The organism is Streptomyces sp. NBC_01450 (genome assembly GCF_036227505.1).
Classification (GTDB): domain Bacteria; phylum Actinomycetota; class Actinomycetes; order Streptomycetales; family Streptomycetaceae; genus Streptomyces.
The window spans coordinates 9,281,385-9,301,377 of sequence record NZ_CP109480.1 but is presented as its reverse complement, the minus strand read 5'-3'; the positions used below and the strand labels follow the sequence as shown (position 1 = coordinate 9,301,377).

The following is a 19,993-nucleotide window of genomic DNA, read 5'->3' as shown; positions in this document are numbered from 1 at the left end:
CGCCCCACGCGGACCCCACCCTCCGACGAACACGAACCAGCAGCAAGGAGAAGCGTGACATCCGAAGCCGACATCCTCGTCGTGGGCGGTGGGCTCGGTGGCGTCGCCGCCGCGCTCGCCGCCTGCCGGGCAGGACGCAGCGTCGTGCTCACCGAGGAGACGGACTGGATCGGCGGCCAGCTCACCAGCCAGGCCGTACCGCCCGACGAGCACCCGTGGGTCGAGCGGTTCGGTACGACCGCCTCGTACCGGCGGCTGCGCGAGGAGATCCGGAGGTACTACCGCCACTGGTACCCGTTGCGGGCCGAGGCCTTGGCGCTCGCCGACCTCAACCCGGGAGCGGGCCGCGTCAGCAAACTCTGCCACGAGCCAAGGGTCGCCCTCGCCGTCCTGGAGGGCATGCTCGCGCCCCACCGTGCGGCGGGACGGCTGACCGTATTCACCGAGCACCGGCCGATCTCCGCCGAGTCCGACAACGATGTCGTACGGTCGGTGACCCTGAAGGACCTGCGCGACGGAACGCGTCGCACCCTCGCCGCGCGTTACGTCCTGGACGCCACCGAGACGGGCGAACTCCTCCACCTCGCGGGCGTCGAGCACGCGAACGGGGCCGAGGCACGTGCCGAGTTCGACGAGCCGCACGCCCCGGACGGGGCTCAGCCCCTCAACCAGCAGGGCATCACGGTATGCTTCGCGCTCTCCCACCACGAGGGCGAGGACCACACGATCGACCGCCCGGAGGACTACGACTTCTGGCGCGCCTACCGGCCCTCGTTCTGGCCCGGCCCGCTGCTCGGCTTCGAGGCGCCCGACCCGCGCACGCTGGAGCCGGTGCCGCGGACCTTCGTACCGAATCCGACCCTCGACCCGCTCAGCGTCTCCGCCGACCAGAGCGCCGACGCCGGTGACAAGGAACTGTGGGGCTTCCGTCGTGTCCTCGCCCGCAAGCTGCACTCCCCGGGCGCCTTCGACTCCGACATCACACTCGTCAACTGGCCGCTCAACGACTACTGGCTCAAGCCGTACATCGGCCAGCAGACCGAAGCGCTGCGCGAGGCCCGGCAGTTGTCGCTGTCGCTGCTGTACTGGCTGCAGACCGAGGCGCCGCGCGCGGACGGCGGCACCGGCTTCCCGGGCCTGCGGATCCGCCCGGACGTGACCGGTACGGCGGACGGGCTGGCCAAGGCGGCGTACGTCCGCGAGTCCCGCCGTATCAAGGCCGTCACCACGGTCACCGAGCACGACGTGGCGATCGACCTCGTCGGACCGTACGGCGGCACGCGCCATCGCGACTCGGTCGGTGTCGGCAGCTACCGCATCGACCTGCACCCCTCGACCGGCGGCGACAACTACATCGACATCGGGTCCGTGCCGTTCGAGATCCCGCTCGGCGCGCTCGTGCCGCGCCGGGTGCGCAACCTGCTGCCCGCCGGCAAGAACATCGGCACCACGCACCTCACCAACGGCTGCTACCGGCTCCACCCGGTCGAGTGGAACGTCGGCGAGGTCGCCGGTGCCCTGGCCGCGCACTGCGTCGCCGAGGACGTCGAGCCGCACCAGGTACAGGCCGAGGACAAGCGGTTCGAGGAGTTCGCGAGGCTCCTCGACCGGGACGGGGTGCAGCGCCACTGGCCCGACGTACGCGGCTACTGAACAACCCCCGCGCGGAAGGAAGTTCGGGCGGGGCAGCGCCGCCTGACCCGCCCGGTGACCGCCCGCGCGAACCGATCCAGCACAAGGAGGTGTCCGGACATGAACACACCCCGCATACGCGTCGGCATCGACGTGGGCGGAACCTTCACCGACGCCGTGGCCGTGGACGCCACGACCCTCGAACTCCTGGGGCAGGTCAAGGTCCCCACCAGCCACCACCACGAGGACGGCGTCGCGCACGGCATCGTCGAGGCGCTCGACCGGCTCCTGGATCAGACCGGCTGCGCCCCCGCCGACGTCGCCTTTCTGGCGCACGGCACGACCCAGGCCACCAACGCCCTCCTGGAGGGCGACGTGGCGGCCGTCGGACTGATCGGCATCGGGACCGGCCCCTCAGCGATGCTCACCCGTCGCCTCGCCTCGTTCGGCAAGCTCGAACTCGCCCCCGGCAAACGGCTTCCGCTGGCCTACGCGCATGTCGCCGACCCCCAGGACACGTCAGCCGTCCGTCACGCCGTCGAACAGCTGAAGGGCGAAGGCGCATCGGTCCTCGTCGCCAGCCAGCCGTTCAGCGTCGACCGCCCCGACGGCGAGCAGGCCGTCCTGGACGCGGCACGGCCGTACGGACTGCCGATGACCGCCGCGCACGAGATCACCTCGCTGTACGGGCTGCACAAGCGCACCCGCACCGCCGTGGTCAACGCGGCGATCCTGCCCCGCATGCTGGCCACGGCCGACCTCGTCGACGCCTCCATCACCAAGGCGGGCGTGACCGCTCCCCTGATGGTGATGCGCTGCGACGGCGGTGTGATGGCGCTCGGCGAGATGCGCCGCCGACCGCTCCTGACGGTCCTGTCGGGACCGGCTGCGGGAGTCGCGGGCGCTCTGATGCAGGAGCGGGTGAGCGAGGGCGTGTTCCTGGAGACCGGAGGCACCTCGACCGACATCAGCGTCGTGCGCCGCGGCAAGGTCGCCGTCCGGCACGCCACCATCCTCGGCAGGACCTCGTATCTGAACGCCCTCGACGTGCGCACGGTCGGCGTCGGTGGCGGCTCCATGGTGCGGATCGGCGAAGGCCGGGTGACGGGCGTGGGACCACGCAGCGCCCACATCGCCGGACTGCCGTACGCCTGCTTCGCCTCCCCGGACCAGCTGCGCGACGCCACGGTGGACGCCGTCCGGCCCATGGACGGCGACCCCGCCGACTACGCCGTGATCGACGCGGCGGGCGGGCGGTTCGCCGTCACCATGACCTGTGCCGCCAATGCCCTCGGCCGTGTCCCCGAGGGCGACTTCGCCCGCAGCGCCCCCGAGACCGCGCACGCCGCGATCGCTCCGCTGGCCGCCGTGCTCGGCACCGACATAGCGACCGCGGCCGCGCGGATCCTCGACGCGGGCATCGCCCAGGTGAAGACGGTGGTGGACGCCATGATCCGCGACTACCGCCTCGACAAGGACACGGCGGTCCTCGTCGGCGGAGGCGGCGGTGCCGCGTCCGTCACCCCGCACCTCGCTCGAACCAAAGGCATGGAGGGCCGCATCGCCCGCCACAACGAGGTCATCAGCCCCATCGGCGTGGCCCTCGCGCTCGTACGCGAACAGGTCGAGCGGATCGTGCCCAGCGCCACGCAGGAACAGATCCTCGCCGTCCGGGCCGAGGCGGAGCGGGCGGTCGTCGCCCAGGGCGCCGCCGCCGAAGGCGTCGAGGTCGAGGTCACCGTAGACCCGCAGACCAACACCGTGCGCGCGGTCGCGACCGGCGCCACCGAACTACGCACCCAGGACCGGTCCCACCGCGCCGACGACACCGAGCGACTGCGTGCCGCGGCGGCCAGTCTCAAGACCGACCCAGCGGCGGTCCACGTCCTGGCGGGCACCGCCGCCCACACCGTCTACGGCACGCAGACACACCGCCGCCTGCGGCCGACCCGCCACCCCATACGGATCGTCGACGTGGACGGCGTCGTACGCCACCACGCGGCCGACGCCCGCGTGGAGACCACCACCGTGGCCGCCGCCCCGGAGGTGCTCGCCCGGCTGGTGGGCGAGGCCACCTCGTACGGCGACGGCGGGGTACGCGCTCCCGCCCTGCGGCTGCTGCTCGGCACCCGCATCGCCGACCTGTCCGGCGTTCTCGATCCCCAGCCCCTGCTCGCGCTGGCCCACAGCGAGTTGCGGACCCGCGCGGCGGACGAGCCGGTGGTCGCGGTCCTGGAGGTGCGGTCATGACAGCCACGGAGGGCGAACTCACCTTCCAGGACTCGAAGTTACGGGACCCGGCTTCCGTCGACGACGTCGAATGGGCCGTACGGCTACTGGCCGCCACCCCTACCCATGAGGGCCGCGACCCTGAGCTGCTGCGCCAATGGGCCCGTAGGGCCGACGAGTTCGGATCCCGACTCGCCCCCGTGCCCTCCACGGCACGCGTGGTCGAGCGGGACGGCGGGCTGGAGCGGATGCTGCTCGCCCGCTACACGTCACGGCCACCGACGGTCGAGCTCTACACCGACACGCTCGCCCTCGCCGAGGAGGTGGTCGAGGCCCACGGCTGGCGTGCCTGGTATCCGCCGGGCTCGGTGCGGGCGGCCGCGCTGGCCCACGAAGCCGTGCACGCCCACCTCCACCACGGCCCCGCGAAGGCCGCGCTCAAGCAGGCACTCGGCCACACCGTGCTGCGCTTCGGGCGCCATCGGGTGGCCGGCCATGTCGCCGGTGCCGAGGAGGTCGCCGCGCACGCCTATGCCAGAACCGTCTGCGGGCTCGGCCGCAGCCCCCTCCTCCTCACCGCCGCGCTGCGCGCGGCGCTCACCCGGCCCGGAAGAGAGAACTGACCCATGGGTGTCGTCATCCTTCTCGTCATGGCGGCCGGCGTCGCCCTGATGCTCACCCGCAGACTGCCCACCGCCTTCGCGCTGGTGCTGCTGGCTGTCGTCATCGCCTTCGTCGCCGGGGCACCGCTCACGGGCAAGAACAGTGTGCTGGACACCGTTCTCCAGGAAGGCGCGCCGACCCTGGCAGCCACCATGATCGCGATCATTCTCGGGTCCTGGCTGGGCAAGCTCCTCGACGAGACCGGCATCGCGGGCACCCTCGTCCGCAAGATCGTCGAGTTCGGCGGTGACCGCCCGACCGTGGTGGCCCTCGGTGTCCTCGCCGTGTCCGCGCTCGTCGGCACGGTCACCGGCTCGGCGCCCGCCGCGATGCTCGCCGGCATCATCGGCATCCCCGCCATGATCGCCGTCGGCGTGCCCAAGGTGACCGCCGCGGGCACGGTGCTGATGGGCATCGCCGTGGGCATCCCCTTCGAGCTGCCGGTGTGGCAGTTCTTCTCCACCGCGCTGAATCTGCCGATCCCGACCGTGCGCGGCTTCATGGTGAAGCTCTTCCCGTTCGCCCTGGTCGCCGCCCTCGCGTTCGTCCTCGTTGAGACACGACGGCGTGGCACCGAGCACGCCTGGTCGCTCAAGTCCGTCGACGCGAAGCCTCGTTCACGACGCGAGGACCTGGGCGACGCCCCCTGGTACGCGCTGCTCGCCCCCGCCGTCCCGCTCGTCCTCGCCCTCGGCTTCGAGCTTGCCATCATCCCCTCGCTGTTGGCGGGTGTCCTGTACGCGCTGGTCACCACGACCCGGCCCGGCGCGATGAACAAGCGGCTGCTGCGCACCCTGTACGGCGGCTTCGAGGTGGCCGCCCCGCCGATCGCCCTGTTCGTCGCCATCGGCATCCTGCTCGCGGCCGTGAAACTGCCCGGCGCCGTGGACGCGCTCGAGCCGCTGGTCAAGGCGGTCAGTCCGCACAACACCGTGCTGTTCGTCCTCGTCTTCACGCTCCTCGTCCCGCTGTGCCTCTACCGGGGCCCCCTCAACGTGTTCGGGCTCGGCGCGGGCATCGCCGGCGTCCTCATCGCCACCGGCATCTACCCCGCGGCCGCGGTCCTGGGCATGGCCACCTCGTACAACCAGGTCTTCGGCGTCGCCGACCCCACCAGCACACAGACCGTGTGGAGCGCCCAGTACGCGGGGGTCACTCCCCAACAGGTCATGGTGCGCACCCTGCCGTACGTCTGGGCGGTCGCCCTCGGCGGCCTGTGCGTCACCGCCGCCACCTACCTCTGAGCCGGCGGACCCGTCCCGGGCCCGCGCGAGCCGCGAACCCTCTGGCATTGGAGCCCACCATGCACGAGCGACACCTCGACCGGCGTCTCTTCCTGCGCGCCACCGCCGCCACCGGAGCCACCCTCGCCGTCGGCACGGCCCTGGGGGCCCAGCCCGCGGCCGCCGCGCCCGGCGGATTCCCCGACTACACCTACGTCCGCTCTCTCCTGACACCCTCTCAGCTCAAGTACAACCCCACCGGCGAGATCATCTTCCCCTGCGTCAGAGGCGTCTACGACAAGCTGAGCTCTCCCCTCGGCCGCTACTACCTGTACTACGCGCCGCACGACGCGCCCGGTGGGATCTGCCTGGCCTACGGCGACTCGCTGGAAGGACCGTTCACGGAGTACCCGTCGAACCCGATCGTCTCCAACAACTGGTCCCCGCACTACTCCGTCAGCCATGTCTCCTCCCCCCACGTCCTGTGGAACAAGGACGCCGGGGAGTTCTGGCTGTACTTCCACGGAGAGAACACCACGACCCGCCTCGCCCGCTCCGCCGACGGGATCCACTTCACGTACGACAAGGTCGTCCTGTCGGCGTCCATGCTCCCGGCAGGCACCACGGAGACGTCGTACGCCCGGGTCTTCCGTCAGGACCTGCCCTCGCGCGGCGCCCGCTACGTGATGGTCTTCATGATCAACAACACCACCAACCACCGTGACATCCACTGGGGTTGGTCCGCCGACGGCCGCACCTGGACCTACGACCAGCAGCCGCTGATCCGGCACGGCGACGTCGGCGCCGTCAACGTCGGCGGCCCGCACCTTCTCCACCGCGACAACAGCACCTACGTCGTCTACAACAAGGACAAGGAGAGCGGTGGCGACATCATGATCACCGAAGTCGGCAACGACTTCAGCAAGCGCGACCACCTCGGCGTCTTCTACAACTCGCGCAGCGCGGCTCCGGAGAACGGGCGCTCCGCGTCACCTTCCTTCGGCACCGACGGCGGCGTCCCGTACATGATCTACGAGGCGGGCGAACGGCTCGCGGGATCCATCGCCGTGGCCCGGGGCTGACGCGGAGTGACCCAGGGCCTGTCTGACAATTCCCGCCTGCCTGGCGACGACGGGAATTGTCAGACAGGCCCTAGGGGGCTCCGAGAGTCTTGACGCGCACAAGGGGCGATCACACAATGACCGCACACTCTGACAACGTTGTCGAAAGGTTGCGTCGATGTCGCAGCACGCTGTGGGGTTCACACGTCGTCAAGCCATGCGGCTCCTCGGTGTTTCCACCGCTATGACCGCCTTCCCGCTCACCTCGGGTTCGGGCCGGGCCTCCGCTGCGACGCCGACGGCCGCCCCGGCGGCGGGCCCCGTCTCCGACACGTACTACCGCGTCCTGCTCTCACACACCCGGTGGTCGGAAGGACAGTGGGACCCGACCCAAGGCCACTACACCGACAAGGACTTCGGCTTCGCCGTCGTACTCGGCAACGCCGTCCTGCTGACCCGGGGCACGTACGACGCCGAGCGTGCCGGAGTCGACAAGGACACCCTGCGCGCCCGGACGCTCGCCACCGTGAAGCACTTCGCGGCGTCCAACCGGCTGGCCGGCGGTACCCAGTGGGGGCGGACGCTGTTCTGGGACACCACGTTCCAGTCGTACTTCGTGCTCGCGGCCCGCCTGTTGTGGGACGACCTCGACGAGGCGACCCGCCAGGACGTCGACACCATCGTCCGCGAACAGGCGCAATACACCACGCGGTTGGGCACGGCCGATGACCCCGCCTCCGGCGGCTGGACCCCGCACGGCTCGAGCGGTGGCTTCGAAGGCGACACCAAGCTGGAGGAGATGGGGGTCTATACCCAGTCACTGGCCCCCGGCCTGGCCTGGGCGAGCGACGATCCGCGGTGCGAGGCATGGCGCGACGCGTTCGGCCGGTGGGGCCGCAACGAGGCGGGGCTGCCGGCCGCCGACCTCGCCAACCCGGCCCGCGTGGATGGGGTCGCCGTCAGCGCGAACACCGCGCAGAACCTCTACGACACGTTCATCGTCGAGAACCACGGTTCGTTCGGCCCGCACTACCAGGAGGAACTCTGGCGTACTTCGGGACGCAACAGCGCCCACTTCCTCCTCGCGGGCCGCACCCTGCCCCAGGTGCTCACGGCGCAGCCGAACGCCGGGCCGTTGTGGCGCACCCTGCTCGGCGTGATGAGCGACGCGGGAGAGCCCCTGATGCCGATGGTCGCCGACCGCGAGCACCTCTACGGACGGGATGTCATTCCGCTCGCCTTCCTGGCTCAGGTCCTCGGCGACCGCGCGGCCACCCGCTGCGAACTGGCCCTGGCCGAGCGCCTGGAGGCGTACCAGGCGTACCCGCCGCAGTACCGCCTCGCGAAGTTCTCGGGTGAGCCCAAGTACGAGCCGGAGGCCCGCGCCGAACTGGCCATCAGTTACCTCCTGCACGAGTGGCGGGCCCGGTCGGGGCGAGCACCCGTGCGTCCGCTGTCCCAGCGCGAACTCTTCGAGCTGGCGAGCGGCGTCGCCGACTACGGCTCGGGTCCCGGTCTCGTCTCCCATCAGTCGCCGGGCGCGTGGTCCGGTGTGGTCAGCAAGTCCGGCTTCGTGAAGTTCGCCTGGCAACCGGCCCATGACGACTGGCTGTTCGCACTCAGCGGGACGACGCCAATGTTCCTGCCGAGCACCGGCGCCAAGGTCACCGGCCGTTCGGTCGCCACGTACTCGCGGCTGCGGGACGGGTTCGACGGCAGCGCGAGCCTGCTCACGCTGGACCACGGCTATGCGGGGTTCACCACGTTGCCGACCGGCGCCGTCGTGTACGCGACCTCCGGGACGGCGTACGGCGAGGGCCACTTGGAGGTGCGCAACCTGGCGATGCCCGGGATGCCGGGGCTGGACGGGAGCCGCACCTATCAGGCGGCCGAGGGGAGCACCACGGTCGGGGCCGGGAGCGGTACCATCACGTCCGCCGGCCCGCGCGTCGACGAACTCACCTTCCCGCGCGGCCTGTTCCGCCATCTGCGCATGCTCGGGGTGCGTCCCGACCCGTCGTACGGCTACTCGCTGTACGCGTTCGAGATACGTGACGGAGCCTCAGGACCGGACCTCACGCGCGAGGTCGGGGCCACAGCCTCCGCCTCTTCCTTCGACGCGGGCAAGGAGCCCGCGCTCGCCGTCGACGGTATCGCCGCCAGCCGCTGGGCGGTGTCGCGCGCGGACCGCCCACGGGCGGACAGCTGGATCGCGGTCGACCTCGGCTCGTCCCGGGACGTGGACCGGGTGACGCTGCGCTGGGAGGCCGCGGCGGGGCGTGCGTACCGGGTGGAGGGATCGGTCGACGGGCAGCAGTGGACCGAGCTGGCCGCCTGGCCGCGACCGGACCTCACCAGCCGCGGCGGATGGCTGGACATCGACGGCCGCGCGGGTCTCCTCGTACGAGGCGGCACCAACCCGCTCTCGGTGTACGGCGACACGGTCGTCCTCTCCGACGGGCCGGCCGAGAGCGTGCTGGTCGAGGCACTCCCCGGCGCGACGGCCGAGGAACTGCGCGCCGCGGCCGCCCACACAACGCCGTCGACGCAGTCCCCGCAGGTGAAGGCAGCCCTCACCGACCACTACCTGAGCCTGTTCAACCTCTCCTCGGTCTCCGTGACCACCACCGTGACGATCCCGGGCTCGTCCGCCGAAGGAATCCGCCTTTACCAAGGCATTCAGACCGTCACCGATTCGGGCACGGCCCTCCACGCCGAACTGCCCGCGGCCTCTGCCACCTTGGCGCCTGCGCGCGTCGTCCTCTCCGGCGGCCGTATTCCTGTCGGGCTGCGCGCCGAGGTGCGCGACGGCCGCACCGTACGGCTCACCGGCCCCTCCTGCCGCGTCACCGTCTCGGCACAGGGCAGGAGTCTCGACGTCACGGTCCGTGCGGGCCGCACGACCACCGTCACCGTGCCGCGCGCCACGGCGTTCCCCCTGGCCGACCTGGCACTCGGCCGCACCGTCTTCCCGACCGCACCGTTGCCGCCCGCGATGACGGACCCGGGGGCCGCGGTCGACGGCGACGCGGGCACCGCGTGGTCGCCCGGTCCCGACGGTCGTATGGTCGTCGACCTGGGTGCCGAACAGCACATCACCGAGATCCGGACCCAGTGGCGAGGGGGTCACACCCCGCTATCCCAGGTCGAGTTCAGCCTGGACGGCCGTACGTACGGTGGCGCGGCCCGGCTGTCCGCGCGTGGCGTCCTGCGCACCGACCGCACCGCCCGCTACGTGGCACTACGGGTCACCACATCGGCCACACGCCCTGCCTCACTCGTCGCCCTCAACATCGCGTAGGAGTGGCCGCGCCGGCTTTGACCACCGGTGCGGTCACACAAGCAATTTCCTATACGATTTTGCGCATAGCTGGACCTCCGGTGACGTGGGGACGCGAGGCCTTCGGGGGTCGCCGCACAGTCGGCCCGTGCGCTTCTCAGCAGCGTACGAACGCCCGTTCACCACCTGCCCATGCCGAAGACCTTGACGCGCGAGCGTTCCTGCCCCACGATCTCCGCATCGATTTCCTATTTGATTCTTCAGGGGTGGGACATGCGCTTCCCAATCAGATCCGTCCTGCCCGGAGTTGTCACAGCAGCGTTGCTGGCCGCGGGGACAACGGCCTGCACCTACAAGAACTCGGGTGCTTCGTCCGGCGGTCAGGCCGCACCGGCCGCGCGGACGGGCAGCGGCGCCGACCTCGTGGACGGCTCCGGGACCAAGGTCGCCCTCGTGCCCGGCGGCGCCCACCCGTACTTCCAGCCCTGGAAGACCGCGGGGGCCACCGCGAAGAAGACGTACGGCCTCGGATCCGTCGCCTTCGACGAGACGGCGGAGTGGGACCAGCAGAAGCAGAACAACCTGCTGTCCACACTCGCGGCGCGCGGCTACAACGCCTTCGGGGTGTTCGGCGTCTCCCCCACCGACATCAACACGACCTTCGCGGACCTCAAGTCGCAGGGCTTCCCCGTGGCGTCCCTGGGCTCCTGCCCCGCCGGTGACAAGGACGAGGCCGACTTCTGTCTCTCCACGGACGTCGAACTCGCCGCCTACAAGGCCGCGAAGGCGGCGATCGAGGCCATGGGCGGCCGCGGCACCCTGGTCCATCTGACCGGCAACAACGTGGACGCCAACACGCAGTTGCGGATCAAGGGCGTCACCCGGGCCGTGCGCGAGTCGGGCGGCAAGGTGCGGCTCCTGCAGACCATCACCGACATCGACACGGACCTGCAGACCGCGCAGAAGGCGGTGTCCGACCTGATGGCGGCCAAGGGCGACCAGATCACGGGCATCGTCGCCACCGCCTACAACCCGGCCGTCGCCGCCGCCGACGTCGTCAGGACGTCCGGATCGAAGGCGAAGGTCATCGCCATCGACGACGACGCCAAGATCCTGAGCGCCATCGAGCAGGGCACGGTCACGGCCACCGTGGTGCAGAACCCGGTCGGTCAGGCCGAGATCGGGACGTGGGCCCTGGCGCTGCTGCAGACGAAGCAGTGCACCGTGCGCGATCCCGGGGTGGAGGTGGACTCCGGTTCGTTCGTCGTCAACAAGGCGACCGTCTCCGGCTACGACAAGGCCCGACAGGCGAAGACCGCGCAGTTGAAGAAGCAGTTCGCCGACAAGATCCTCTCGTGCGGCTGACCGGCTCCCACGACGACAGACCCACGACAGAAAGCGGAATCGCCGCATGAGCATCATCACGACCGCGACCGCCAGGCTGGCCGACATCGCCGTCGAGCAGGACCGCACCGACGCGGTGCAGTCCTTCGTCAAACAGGAGACGGTCCTGGTCGACCTGGAGACCGCGGACGGTCTCGCGGGAACCGGCTACTCCTACACGATCGGCACCGGCGGGACTTCCGTACTGGCCCTGCTGCGTGACCATCTGCTGCCCGCCCTCGTCGGACAGGACGCCCGCAATGTCGAGGCACTGTGGCAGCGGTTGTTCGCCCTGACCCGGGCGACCACCACCGGAGCCATCACCTCACTCGCCCTCGCCGCCGTGGACACCGCCCTGTGGGACGTGCGCTGCAAGCGGGCGGGCGAGCCGCTGTGGCGGCTGGCCGGCGGACACCGCCGGGAAGTGCCGGTCTACGACACCGAGGGCGGCTGGCTCCATCTGAGCGCCGAGGAATTGGTGAAGGGCGCCCTGCGGGCCCAGGAGGCGGGGTGGGCGGGCGTCAAGATCAAGGTGGGCCGGCCGCATCCCGCCGAGGACGCGGAACGGCTGCGCGCCGTACGCGAGGCCGTGGGCCCCTCGCTGCACATCATGACCGACGCCAACCAGTCCCAGACGGCGTCCTCCGTCCTCCGGCTCGCGGCCGCGCTCGAGCCCTACGACCCGTACTGGCTGGAGGAGCCCCTGCCCGCGGACGACATCAGCGGTCACGCCCGGCTCGCGGGCGCGACACGGATTCCCGTCGCCGTCGGCGAGTCCATGTACTCGCTCATGCAGTTCCGCAGCTACCTGGAGGCCGGCGCCACCTCCGTCGTACAGGTCGACGCCGCCCGGATCGGTGGCATCACACCGTGGCTGAAGGTCGCGCACCTGGCGGAGAGCCACAACGTCATGGTCTGCCCCCACTTCCTGATGGAACTGCACGTCAGCCTCGCCGCCGCGGTGCCCAACGGCAGGTACGTCGAGTACATCCCGCAGCTGCGGGCCGTGACCCGGACCGAGCTGAGCATCCGCGACGGCATGGCCGTGGCCCCGGACGTACCGGGAATCGGGATCGACTGGGACCTGGACGCGCTCGACGACCGGAGGGTGGCATGACGACTTCCCTCAGCCGACCGGACACCGTCCCGGAGGGTAGAGCGGCGAGTCACCGCATGCCGTTCTGGGTCAACCAACGACTCGGCCTGCTCGTGCTGGTCATCGCGCTCAGTGTGCTGTTCGGCGTGCTGCGGCCGGCGTTCCTGGACGAGCGCCTCGTGCTCTTTCCGCTCCTGCGGGACGTCGCCACGCTGACCGTGGTGGCGCTCGCCCAGATGGTCGCCCTGTCCGTGGGGCACATGAACCTCGCGGTCGGGCGGATGGCGGCCTTCGGGGCCATGTTCGCGGGCCTCGGGTACGACCGGCTCGGTCTGCCGATGCAGGCGGGGCTGCTCCTGTGCCTGGGCGCCGGTGCCGCCATCGGCGCGGTCACCGGCTGGCTCATCGCCCGTACCGGGGTGAGTTCCTTCGTCGTCACGCTGGCGATGGACTTCGCCCTGCTGGGCCTGGTGTCCCTGCTGTACTCGGCCCTCACCGAGAACGCCGCCTTCACCACCCGCCCGTCCGGAATCGGCGAACTGCGCTCCTACTCGCTCGCCGACATCTGCGTGGGACCCATCTGCGGCTCGCCCGCCGTACCGCAGATCGCACAGTTCACCGTGCTCGCCATGCTCGGCCTCGGTTTCCTGTACGGCTGCACACGCGTCGGCAGGGAGCTGCTGCTCACCGGTGCGAATCCGGCGGCCGCCGAGCTGTCCGGCATTCCCACCGGTCGCCGTGTCCTTCTCGCGCACACGCTCTCCGGGCTGCTCGCCGCGCTCGCCGGATTCATGGCGGCCGCCGGCACGGGAACGTTCCGCGCCTCCATCGGCGACGACTTCATGCTGCCCTCCTTCCTGGGCGCGGTGCTCGGCGGCACCCTGCTCACCGGCGGCGTGGTGTCCGTGCTGGGCACGCTGCTCGGCACCGCCCTGGTCGGCGTGATCCGCAAGGGCCTCGACCTGCTCGGCGTCGGCCTGGAAAGCCTGAACATCTACCTCGGTTGTGTCCTCCTGCTGGCCCTGTCGGCCGACCGCATCCGCAGCGTGGTGTCCTATCGCAAGGTGGTGCGCTCCACATGAGTACGATCCGCGAGCAGTGGAGCCGGACCACACCGGCACTGCGCCGGTTCTCCCGTTCCACGGCGGCGATGCTGTTGTGCGTGGTCGTGGCGGGTTACGTGGCACTAGGTGCGGCCTCGTCGGGCTCCTTCTTCGAAGGGCCCTCGGTGCGCGTCTTCCTGCAGTACCTGGCCACCCCCATCCTCATCGGCCTGGCCCAGATGGTGGCGCTGTGCGTGGGGCAGCTCAATCTCGCCGTCGGCGCCCTGGGCGGCTTCACCGCCTGTCTGATGGGCGTCCTCATGGCCGACCACGGCGTGCCCGCCGCGGTCGCCGTGATCATAGGCCTGCTGACGGCTACGGCCACCGGCCTGGTGACCGGCGTCGTCATCGTGGCCACACAGATCAACGGGTTCATCGTGACACTCGCCACCATGACGATCCTCCTCGGAGCGCAGTACCGGCTCACCGGCACCCGTACCGTCGACGGCTACTCCCGCACGCTGCGCGACCTCGGCACCGCGGCGCCGCTGAACATCCCCCTCGTCTTCGTCACCGCGCTCGTCGCGGCGGCTGCGCTGGCCGCCTTCATGTACCGCACGGTCGCGGGCCGACGGCTCCTCGCCGCGGGCGGCAACCCTCTCGCCGCCCGGCTCTCGGGTATCTCCACCGACCGGCAGATCGTGGCCGCGCACACGCTGTCCGGGCTGCTGATCGGCGTGGCCGCGGTGACGTCCACGGCCTCACTGCCCGGCGTCAACCGCAGTGTCGGCGGCGACTGGCTGCTGCCGAGCTTCGCCGCGCCCATCATCGGAGGCGTGGCACTCACCGGCGGTTCCATCGCCGTGTTCGGGACCGTGCTGGCGGCCTTCGTGACACGGCTGATCGACGCCGCGCGAGCGCAGTTCTCGCTGGACCCGAGCTGGGTGAACCTCCTGATCGGCCTGGTCGTGCTGAGTACGGTCGCCGGTGGACGGCTGCACCAGACGCGCCTGGAGAAGAACACGCCCTCCCCGTCGCCGGACGGCGGTGCGCAGCCACTGGCTCACTCAGGAGGTGCCCGTTGAGCACGGTCCTGCTCGAATGCCACGACCTGGTCAAGGTCTTCCCCGGTGTGCGGGCGCTGGACGGCGTCGGGCTGCGGCTGACCGCCGGCACCGTGCACGCGCTTCTCGGTGAGAACGGCGCCGGCAAGTCCACCCTCATCAAGGTCCTGACGGGTGTGCACTCCCCCGACGGCGGCCGCCTCACCTGGTGCGGCGAACCGGTCCATCTGCGCTCGCCGTTGGAGGCGACCCGTACCGGCATCGGCGTCGTCCACCAGGAACGCAACCTGATCCCGGGCTTCTCGGTGGCGGAGAACATCACCCTGCAGAACCCTCCCTCACACCGTGGACTGGTCGACCGCGAGGCCATGACCGCACCGGCCCTGGCATGCCTCGCGGAGCTCGGTGTGGACCTCGATCCGCAGCAGCCGGTGCGTGAACTATCCGTCGCGCAGCAGCAGTTGGTGGAGATAGCCAAGGCCCTGTACACCGAGAGCCGGGTGCTGCTGCTGGACGAACCCACCGCCTCCCTCTCCCCGCAGGAGACGGAGCGTCTGTTCGAGGTGATCCGGCGGCTGTCCGCCCGCGGCGCCTGCGTCGTCTTCGTCAGCCACAAGCTGGAGGAGGTGTTCGCCGTCTGTGACACCGTCACCGTGCTGCGCGACGGGAAGTCGGTACTGGAGTCCTCGCCCCTGGCCGACCACACCCACGACGACATCGTCGGCCTCATGGTGGGCCGCGCCCACGCGGCGACGGAGATGCGCCCGCGCACGGTCGACCGGACCGCCGCGCCGACGCTCGCGCTGGACGCGGTCTCCACGGCCGGCGGACACCGTGACATCAGCCTGGAGGTCCGGCCCGGGGAGATCGTCGGCCTGTACGGACTGGTCGGCGCCGGGCGGAGTGAGCTGGTCAAGGCGGTGCTCGGCCTGGACCGCATCACGGGCGGCGAGGTGCGGGTGCACGGCAGGCCGGCCCGGATCACCTCGCCGCGCCAGGCCCTGCACGAGTTCGGCATCGGATACGTCACCGAGAACCGCAAGGAGGAAGGCGTCTTCCTGGAGCAGCCCATCGTCCGCAACATCACGGTGACGGTGTGGAGGAGACTGGCCAAGGCGCTCGGGTTCGTCTCGGCACGCGAGGAGCGTGACACCGCCCAGGACCTCGTCGACCGGCTCGGCATCCGTATCTCGGGGCTCGGGCAGAACGCCGGTGAACTCTCCGGCGGAAACCAGCAGAAGGTCAGCCTCGCCAAGTGGCTCGCCGCCGACACCCGACTGCTCGTCATCGACGAACCGACGGTGGGCGTCGACGTCCGCACCAAGCGCGCCTTCCACGAACTGATCTGGGATCTGGCCCACGACGGCCTGCCCATCCTGCTGATCAGCAGCGACCTCGCGGAGATGGTCACCCTCGCCGATCGCATCGTCGTCATGACGGACCACCGCGTCCGCGGCGAGGTCGACAACGACCGCGACTACGACCGCATGAGCGGCCGGGTCATCCGCCTGATCCACGGCCGCGCGGGCTCCGCCGCCGACGCGAAGGCGGTGGGCGGATGAGACGTGTGGCACAGATCATCGCGGTGCGCCCGGAACAGCTCGCCACATACCGGGAGTTGCACCGCGACGTGCCCCGGCCGGTGCTCGACCGGATCCGGCTCAGCCACATCTCCAACTACTCGATCCACCTGCTGGGCGACCGTCTGTTCAGCTACTTCGAGTATCACGGCGACGATCTCGAGGCGGACCTGGCCCTGATGGCCGAGGACGAGGCCACGCGGCGGTGGTGGAAGCTCACCGCCCCCTGTCAGATGCCTGTACCGGAGGCGGCCCCCGGTGAGTGGTGGGCCGCGACGGAACAGGTGTTCCTCATGGAGTAGGCGCTCGAGCGACCGAGCACCGGCCCTCACGAGTAAGGCACAGCACATGCAGATCATCGATGCCCACCACCACCTCTGGGACCTCGGTGTCCGCGACCAGGAATGGATCAGCGGCCCCGAACTCCAACCGCTGCGACGGTCGTTCACGCTGCCCGACTTCGAGGCCGAGGCGCGCGAGGCCGGTGTCGCCGCCGGCGTCCTGGTACAGACGGTCGGCGTGCCCGAGGAGACACCGGAGTTCTTGTCCCTGGCGGTCGGCAGCGACCTGATCGGTGCCGTCGTCGGCTGGACGGACCTGACCTCGCCCGGCGTCGCCGACGAACTCGCCCGCCTGCGGGGGCTTCCCGGCGGAGCGTTCCTGCGCGGCATCCGCCACCAGGTTCAGGGGGAGGCCGATCCGCAGTGGCTCACCCGCCCCGATGTGCTGCGGGGACTGCGCGCCGTGGCGGCCGCGGGCCTCGTCTACGACTTGGTGGTTCTCCCCCAGCAACTCCCCGCCGCGGTCCAGGCGGCAGCCGCGGTGCCGGAACTGACCTTCGTACTGGACCATCTGGGCAAGCCGGCCATCGCCTCCGGCGAACTGGAGCCCTGGTCCACCGAGCTGGGGCGGCTGGCCTCGCTGCCGAACACCGTGTGCAAGCTGTCCGGGCTGGTCACCGAGGCCGACTGGGCGTCATGGACCACGGCCGACCTGTGCCCCTTCGCGGACCGTGTCCTGGCGGCCTTCGGTGCGGACCGGCTGATGTTCGGCTCCGACTGGCCGGTCTGCACACTCGCGGCCGGTTACCCGGAGGTCGTCGCCTCCGCGCGCGCACTCACCGACACGCTCACCGCGGCCGAACGGACGGCCCTGTGGTCCGCCACCGCGACGCGCGTCTACCGGATCGAAGGCGCGGCAGCGAACGCGTCGCCGTCACCCCGCTGACGTTCCGGGCTGCGGCCCGTCGCCGTCCTCCCGCTGACGTTCCAGGCTGCGGGTGAGATGCTCCGTCATCGCCTCGGCCGCACGCTCGGGGTTGCGACGCAACACAGCTCGTACGATGCGTTCGTGCTCCGCGACGGTCGGACCCCCCGCGCCGACGACCTTGCTGAGCCGGAAGATGTGCAGGTGCGCGTGGAGCCGTTCCACCGCGTCCGCCAGGAGCGGCCGGTGCGCGGCCTGTCCGATCGCTTCGTGGAAGCGCTGGTCGAGAGCGGCGAAGTCACGGTACGACGCGTACCGTCCGTTCGGGCTCGGGTGGGCCTGCATCTCCTCGACGATCCGCTCGATGCCGTCGAGCTGCGCCTCGGTGGCGTTCACGGCAGCCAGAGCGGCCGCCCTGGGTTCCAACAGCAGACGCATTTCGAAGAGTTCGTCGAGACCCTGACGGGTCAGCAACTGCGTGGCCCGATATCCGGACAGCGCACGCTTCACCACCAGACCATCGGACTCCAGCCTGGCCAGCGCCTCCCGGACGGGGGTCGGTGAGACCTTGAGTGCCCGGGCCAGCGCCTCGATGCCCACGCGTGCGCCGGGGGCGATCTCATGGTCCATGACCATCGCCTTGATGCGTTCGTACACGCTGTCCGACAGCGCCTGCCGGACGGGGGGCACACTCCGCTCGTCGCGCTCGTCGCCCTCGTCCGGGACCCCGGCCGCGGAAGGGCTGTGCGGCGGCATCCCGGCTCCTCCTGAAGACTCTGCGTATCCCCCCTCAGTTTACCCAGGTAGACAGCAGGAGGGTCACCAGGATGCCCGTCGCGATGATCACGGTGGTGCCGGCGAAGACCACGTCTTCGCGCAGCTGGACGCCGCGGCCATGGCGCGGCCGCTGGGGTCCGGTCTGTGGCCGCGTGGGTCAGTTCCCGCCGAACGGCGGGTGCATACGTTTCCTCCACCACCCGTGAAACGGGACGAACGAGGAGGCAGGCTCGTGAAGGAAGAAAGCCGGTTTGACACGTGTGTGATCGGGGCGGGCCCTGCCGGGCTGGCGGTCGCCAGGGCCCTGGCGGAGCGGAATCTGCCGTACACGCATCTGGAGCGGCACACCGGGCCCGGCGGTATCTGGGACATCGAGAACCCGGGCGGCCCGATGTACGAGTCGGCCCATTTCATCTCCAGCAGGACCCTGTCGGGTTTCGGCGGTTTCCCGATGCCCGACCACTTCGCGGACTACCCGCCGCACCGGCAGATCCTGTCGTACCTGCGGTCCTTCGCCGACGCCTACGGGCTGACGGACCGGATCGAGTTCGGCGTCGAGGTCGTGGGCGTCGAGAAGAACGCGGACGGCACCTGGACGGTCACGCGGGCCGACGGGCGGGAGAGCGTGCACGGGCAGGTCGTGGTGTGCACGGGCGCGCAATGGCACCCCAATATCCCTCAGCTTCCTGGGGAGTTCAGCGGGGAGATCCGGCACACCGCCGGCTATCGCAGTGCGGAGGAGCTGCGGGGCAAGCGGGTCCTGGTGGTGGGCGCGGGGAACTCCGGCTGTGACATCGCGTGCGACGCGGCGCGGGCAGCCGATCACGCGGTGATCAGCATGCGGCGCGGGTACTGGTTCATTCCCAAGCACCTGTTCGGCCGGCCGGTGGACACCATCGCCAACAGTGGTCCGCACCTGCCGATGTGGCTCGCGCAGCGGGTCTTCGGCGGCCTCCTGCGGATCATCAACGGCGATCCGACGCGGCTGGGACTGCAGAAACCCGACCACAGACTCTTCGAGACCCACCCGGCCGTCAACTCGATGCTGATCCACCACCTCCAGCACGGCGACATCACCGCCAGGCCCGGGATCGCCCGCACCGAGGGCAGGACCGTGCACTTCACCGACGGCACGAGCGACGACTTCGATCTCGTCCTGCTGGCCACGGGCTATGTCCACAAAGTGCCGGTCGCCCAGCGGTACTTCGGCGACGAGCAGCACCCCGATCTGTACCTGTCGTCGTTCTCGCGCGAGCACCGGGGCCTGTTCGGCATCGGGTTCATCGAGACCAACTCCGGTGCGTACCAGCTCTTCGACACCCAGGCGCAGCTGATCGCCGGGTATGTGCACGACACGCGGCACCGGCTGTCGAACGCGGAGCGGTTCGCCCGCATGATCCGCGCGGACCGCCCGGATCTGTCCGGCGGACTGAAGTTCGTCGCCTCACCCCGTCACACCGGCTATGTCGACAGCGGGGCCTTCGTGAAGTACCTCGGCAGGGTCGCGGGCGAGATGGGCTGGCGTACCGAGGGCCGGCCGCCGCCGGTGCGGTCCCCGCGGCGCGCGGAGGCGGCGGCATGAACCGGTTCGACTTCTCCGACAGGGTCATGCTGGTCACCGGTGGCGCGGGAGGCATCGGCAGTGCCCTGTGCCATCGCTTCGCCTCCGGCGGCGCGCGCTGTGTCGTCGTCGACATCGACGGGGTCCGTGCGGGGAAGGTGGCCGCGGAGCTTCCCGGCGAGGGGCACACGGGCA

Annotated in this window: 15 protein-coding genes and 1 pseudogene; 15 read left to right on the top strand and 1 reads right to left on the bottom strand. The window is 70.6% G+C overall.

Annotated elements, in window-relative coordinates:
* The first annotated feature begins 54 nt into the window (after positions 1–54).
* The 13 genes from OG568_RS41425 (at position 55) to OG568_RS41365 (ending at position 17,481) form a co-directional block, all read left to right on the top strand.
* The gene (locus OG568_RS41425) at positions 55–1,653 is read left to right on the top strand and encodes an FAD-dependent oxidoreductase (RefSeq protein ID WP_329535221.1); all 1,599 of its coding nucleotides are present in this window, start codon (positions 55–57) and stop codon (positions 1,651–1,653) included.
* Between the two features lie 99 nt (positions 1,654–1,752).
* Positions 1,753–3,882, top strand: a complete 2,130-nt coding sequence (locus OG568_RS41420) for a hydantoinase/oxoprolinase family protein (protein WP_329535220.1) — start codon at positions 1,753–1,755, stop codon at positions 3,880–3,882.
* Positions 3,879–4,484 carry a hypothetical protein gene (locus OG568_RS41415; RefSeq protein ID WP_329535218.1) on the top strand — a complete coding sequence of 202 codons (606 nt, stop codon included), beginning with the start codon at positions 3,879–3,881 and terminating at the stop codon, positions 4,482–4,484. The genes OG568_RS41420 and OG568_RS41415 overlap by 4 nt, the downstream gene beginning before the upstream one ends.
* Positions 4,485–4,487: 3 nt before the next feature.
* Positions 4,488–5,768: a transporter gene (locus tag OG568_RS41410; RefSeq protein WP_329535217.1), complete on the top strand. Its 1,281-nt coding sequence runs from the start codon at positions 4,488–4,490 to the stop codon at positions 5,766–5,768.
* 59 nt (positions 5,769–5,827) lie between these two features.
* Complete coding sequence (locus OG568_RS41405) at positions 5,828–6,829, top strand: hypothetical protein (protein WP_329535216.1); 1,002 nt, start codon at positions 5,828–5,830, stop codon at positions 6,827–6,829.
* 157 nt (positions 6,830–6,986) lie between these two features.
* Positions 6,987–10,109, top strand: a complete 3,123-nt coding sequence (locus OG568_RS41400; protein ID WP_329535215.1) for a discoidin domain-containing protein — start codon at positions 6,987–6,989, stop codon at positions 10,107–10,109.
* Between the two features lie 252 nt (positions 10,110–10,361).
* Positions 10,362–11,453 (top strand): substrate-binding domain-containing protein, encoded by a 1,092-nt coding sequence (locus OG568_RS41395; protein WP_329535214.1) that lies wholly within the window; start codon positions 10,362–10,364, stop codon positions 11,451–11,453.
* 46 nt (positions 11,454–11,499) lie between these two features.
* Positions 11,500–12,588 carry a mandelate racemase/muconate lactonizing enzyme family protein gene (locus OG568_RS41390; RefSeq protein ID WP_329535213.1) on the top strand — a complete coding sequence of 363 codons (1,089 nt, stop codon included), beginning with the start codon at positions 11,500–11,502 and terminating at the stop codon, positions 12,586–12,588.
* On the top strand, positions 12,585–13,649 hold the full coding sequence (locus tag OG568_RS41385; protein WP_329535212.1) for an ABC transporter permease: 1,065 nt from the start codon (positions 12,585–12,587) through the stop codon (positions 13,647–13,649). Before OG568_RS41390 ends, OG568_RS41385 begins: the two co-directional genes overlap by 4 nt.
* Positions 13,646–14,695, top strand: a complete 1,050-nt coding sequence (locus OG568_RS41380; protein ID WP_266580636.1) for an ABC transporter permease — start codon at positions 13,646–13,648, stop codon at positions 14,693–14,695. The genes OG568_RS41385 and OG568_RS41380 overlap by 4 nt, the downstream gene beginning before the upstream one ends.
* On the top strand, positions 14,692–16,236 hold the full coding sequence (locus OG568_RS41375) for a sugar ABC transporter ATP-binding protein (protein WP_329535211.1): 1,545 nt from the start codon (positions 14,692–14,694) through the stop codon (positions 16,234–16,236). The genes OG568_RS41380 and OG568_RS41375 overlap by 4 nt, the downstream gene beginning before the upstream one ends.
* Positions 16,233–16,556, top strand: a complete 324-nt coding sequence (locus tag OG568_RS41370; RefSeq protein ID WP_329535210.1) for an L-rhamnose mutarotase — start codon at positions 16,233–16,235, stop codon at positions 16,554–16,556. Before OG568_RS41375 ends, OG568_RS41370 begins: the two co-directional genes overlap by 4 nt.
* A 46-nt stretch (positions 16,557–16,602) precedes the next feature.
* On the top strand, positions 16,603–17,481 hold the full coding sequence (locus OG568_RS41365) for an amidohydrolase family protein (RefSeq protein WP_329535209.1): 879 nt from the start codon (positions 16,603–16,605) through the stop codon (positions 17,479–17,481).
* Here the strand turns inward: OG568_RS41365 and OG568_RS41360 are convergent.
* Entirely contained in the window at positions 17,470–18,216 is a 747-nt protein-coding gene (locus OG568_RS41360) for a GntR family transcriptional regulator (RefSeq protein ID WP_329535208.1), read from the bottom strand. The genes OG568_RS41365 and OG568_RS41360 overlap by 12 nt on opposite strands.
* Before the next feature lie 283 nt (positions 18,217–18,499).
* Between OG568_RS41360 and OG568_RS41355 the strand changes: the two genes are divergently transcribed.
* Entirely contained in the window at positions 18,500–19,819 is a 1,320-nt protein-coding gene (locus OG568_RS41355) for a flavin-containing monooxygenase (protein WP_329536590.1), read from the top strand.
* Positions 19,816–19,983, top strand: a pseudogene (locus OG568_RS41350) (SDR family NAD(P)-dependent oxidoreductase); the annotation flags it as partial. The gene OG568_RS41355 and the pseudogene OG568_RS41350, both read left to right, overlap by 4 nt.
* Between the last annotated feature and the right edge of the window lie 10 nt (positions 19,984–19,993).

Bases quoted from the DNA above. Each gene is read 5' to 3' on its own strand.
- OG568_RS41365 (WP_329535209.1), top strand. From the start codon at position 16,603: ATGCAGATCATCGATGCCCACCACCACCTCTGGGACCTCGGTGTCCGC.
- OG568_RS41415 (WP_329535218.1), top strand. From the start codon at position 3,879: ATGACAGCCACGGAGGGCGAACTCACCTTCCAGGACTCGAAGTTACGG.
- OG568_RS41360 (WP_329535208.1), bottom strand. From the start codon at position 18,216: ATGCCGCCGCACAGCCCTTCCGCGGCCGGGGTCCCGGACGAGGGCGAC.
- OG568_RS41380 (WP_266580636.1), top strand. From the start codon at position 13,646: ATGAGTACGATCCGCGAGCAGTGGAGCCGGACCACACCGGCACTGCGC.
- OG568_RS41420 (WP_329535220.1), top strand. From the start codon at position 1,753: ATGAACACACCCCGCATACGCGTCGGCATCGACGTGGGCGGAACCTTC.
- OG568_RS41410 (WP_329535217.1), top strand. From the start codon at position 4,488: ATGGGTGTCGTCATCCTTCTCGTCATGGCGGCCGGCGTCGCCCTGATG.
- OG568_RS41370 (WP_329535210.1), top strand. From the start codon at position 16,233: ATGAGACGTGTGGCACAGATCATCGCGGTGCGCCCGGAACAGCTCGCC.
- OG568_RS41395 (WP_329535214.1), top strand. From the start codon at position 10,362: ATGCGCTTCCCAATCAGATCCGTCCTGCCCGGAGTTGTCACAGCAGCG.
- OG568_RS41405 (WP_329535216.1), top strand. From the start codon at position 5,828: ATGCACGAGCGACACCTCGACCGGCGTCTCTTCCTGCGCGCCACCGCC.
- OG568_RS41390 (WP_329535213.1), top strand. From the start codon at position 11,500: ATGAGCATCATCACGACCGCGACCGCCAGGCTGGCCGACATCGCCGTC.
- OG568_RS41400 (WP_329535215.1), top strand. From the start codon at position 6,987: ATGTCGCAGCACGCTGTGGGGTTCACACGTCGTCAAGCCATGCGGCTC.
- OG568_RS41385 (WP_329535212.1), top strand. From the start codon at position 12,585: ATGACGACTTCCCTCAGCCGACCGGACACCGTCCCGGAGGGTAGAGCG.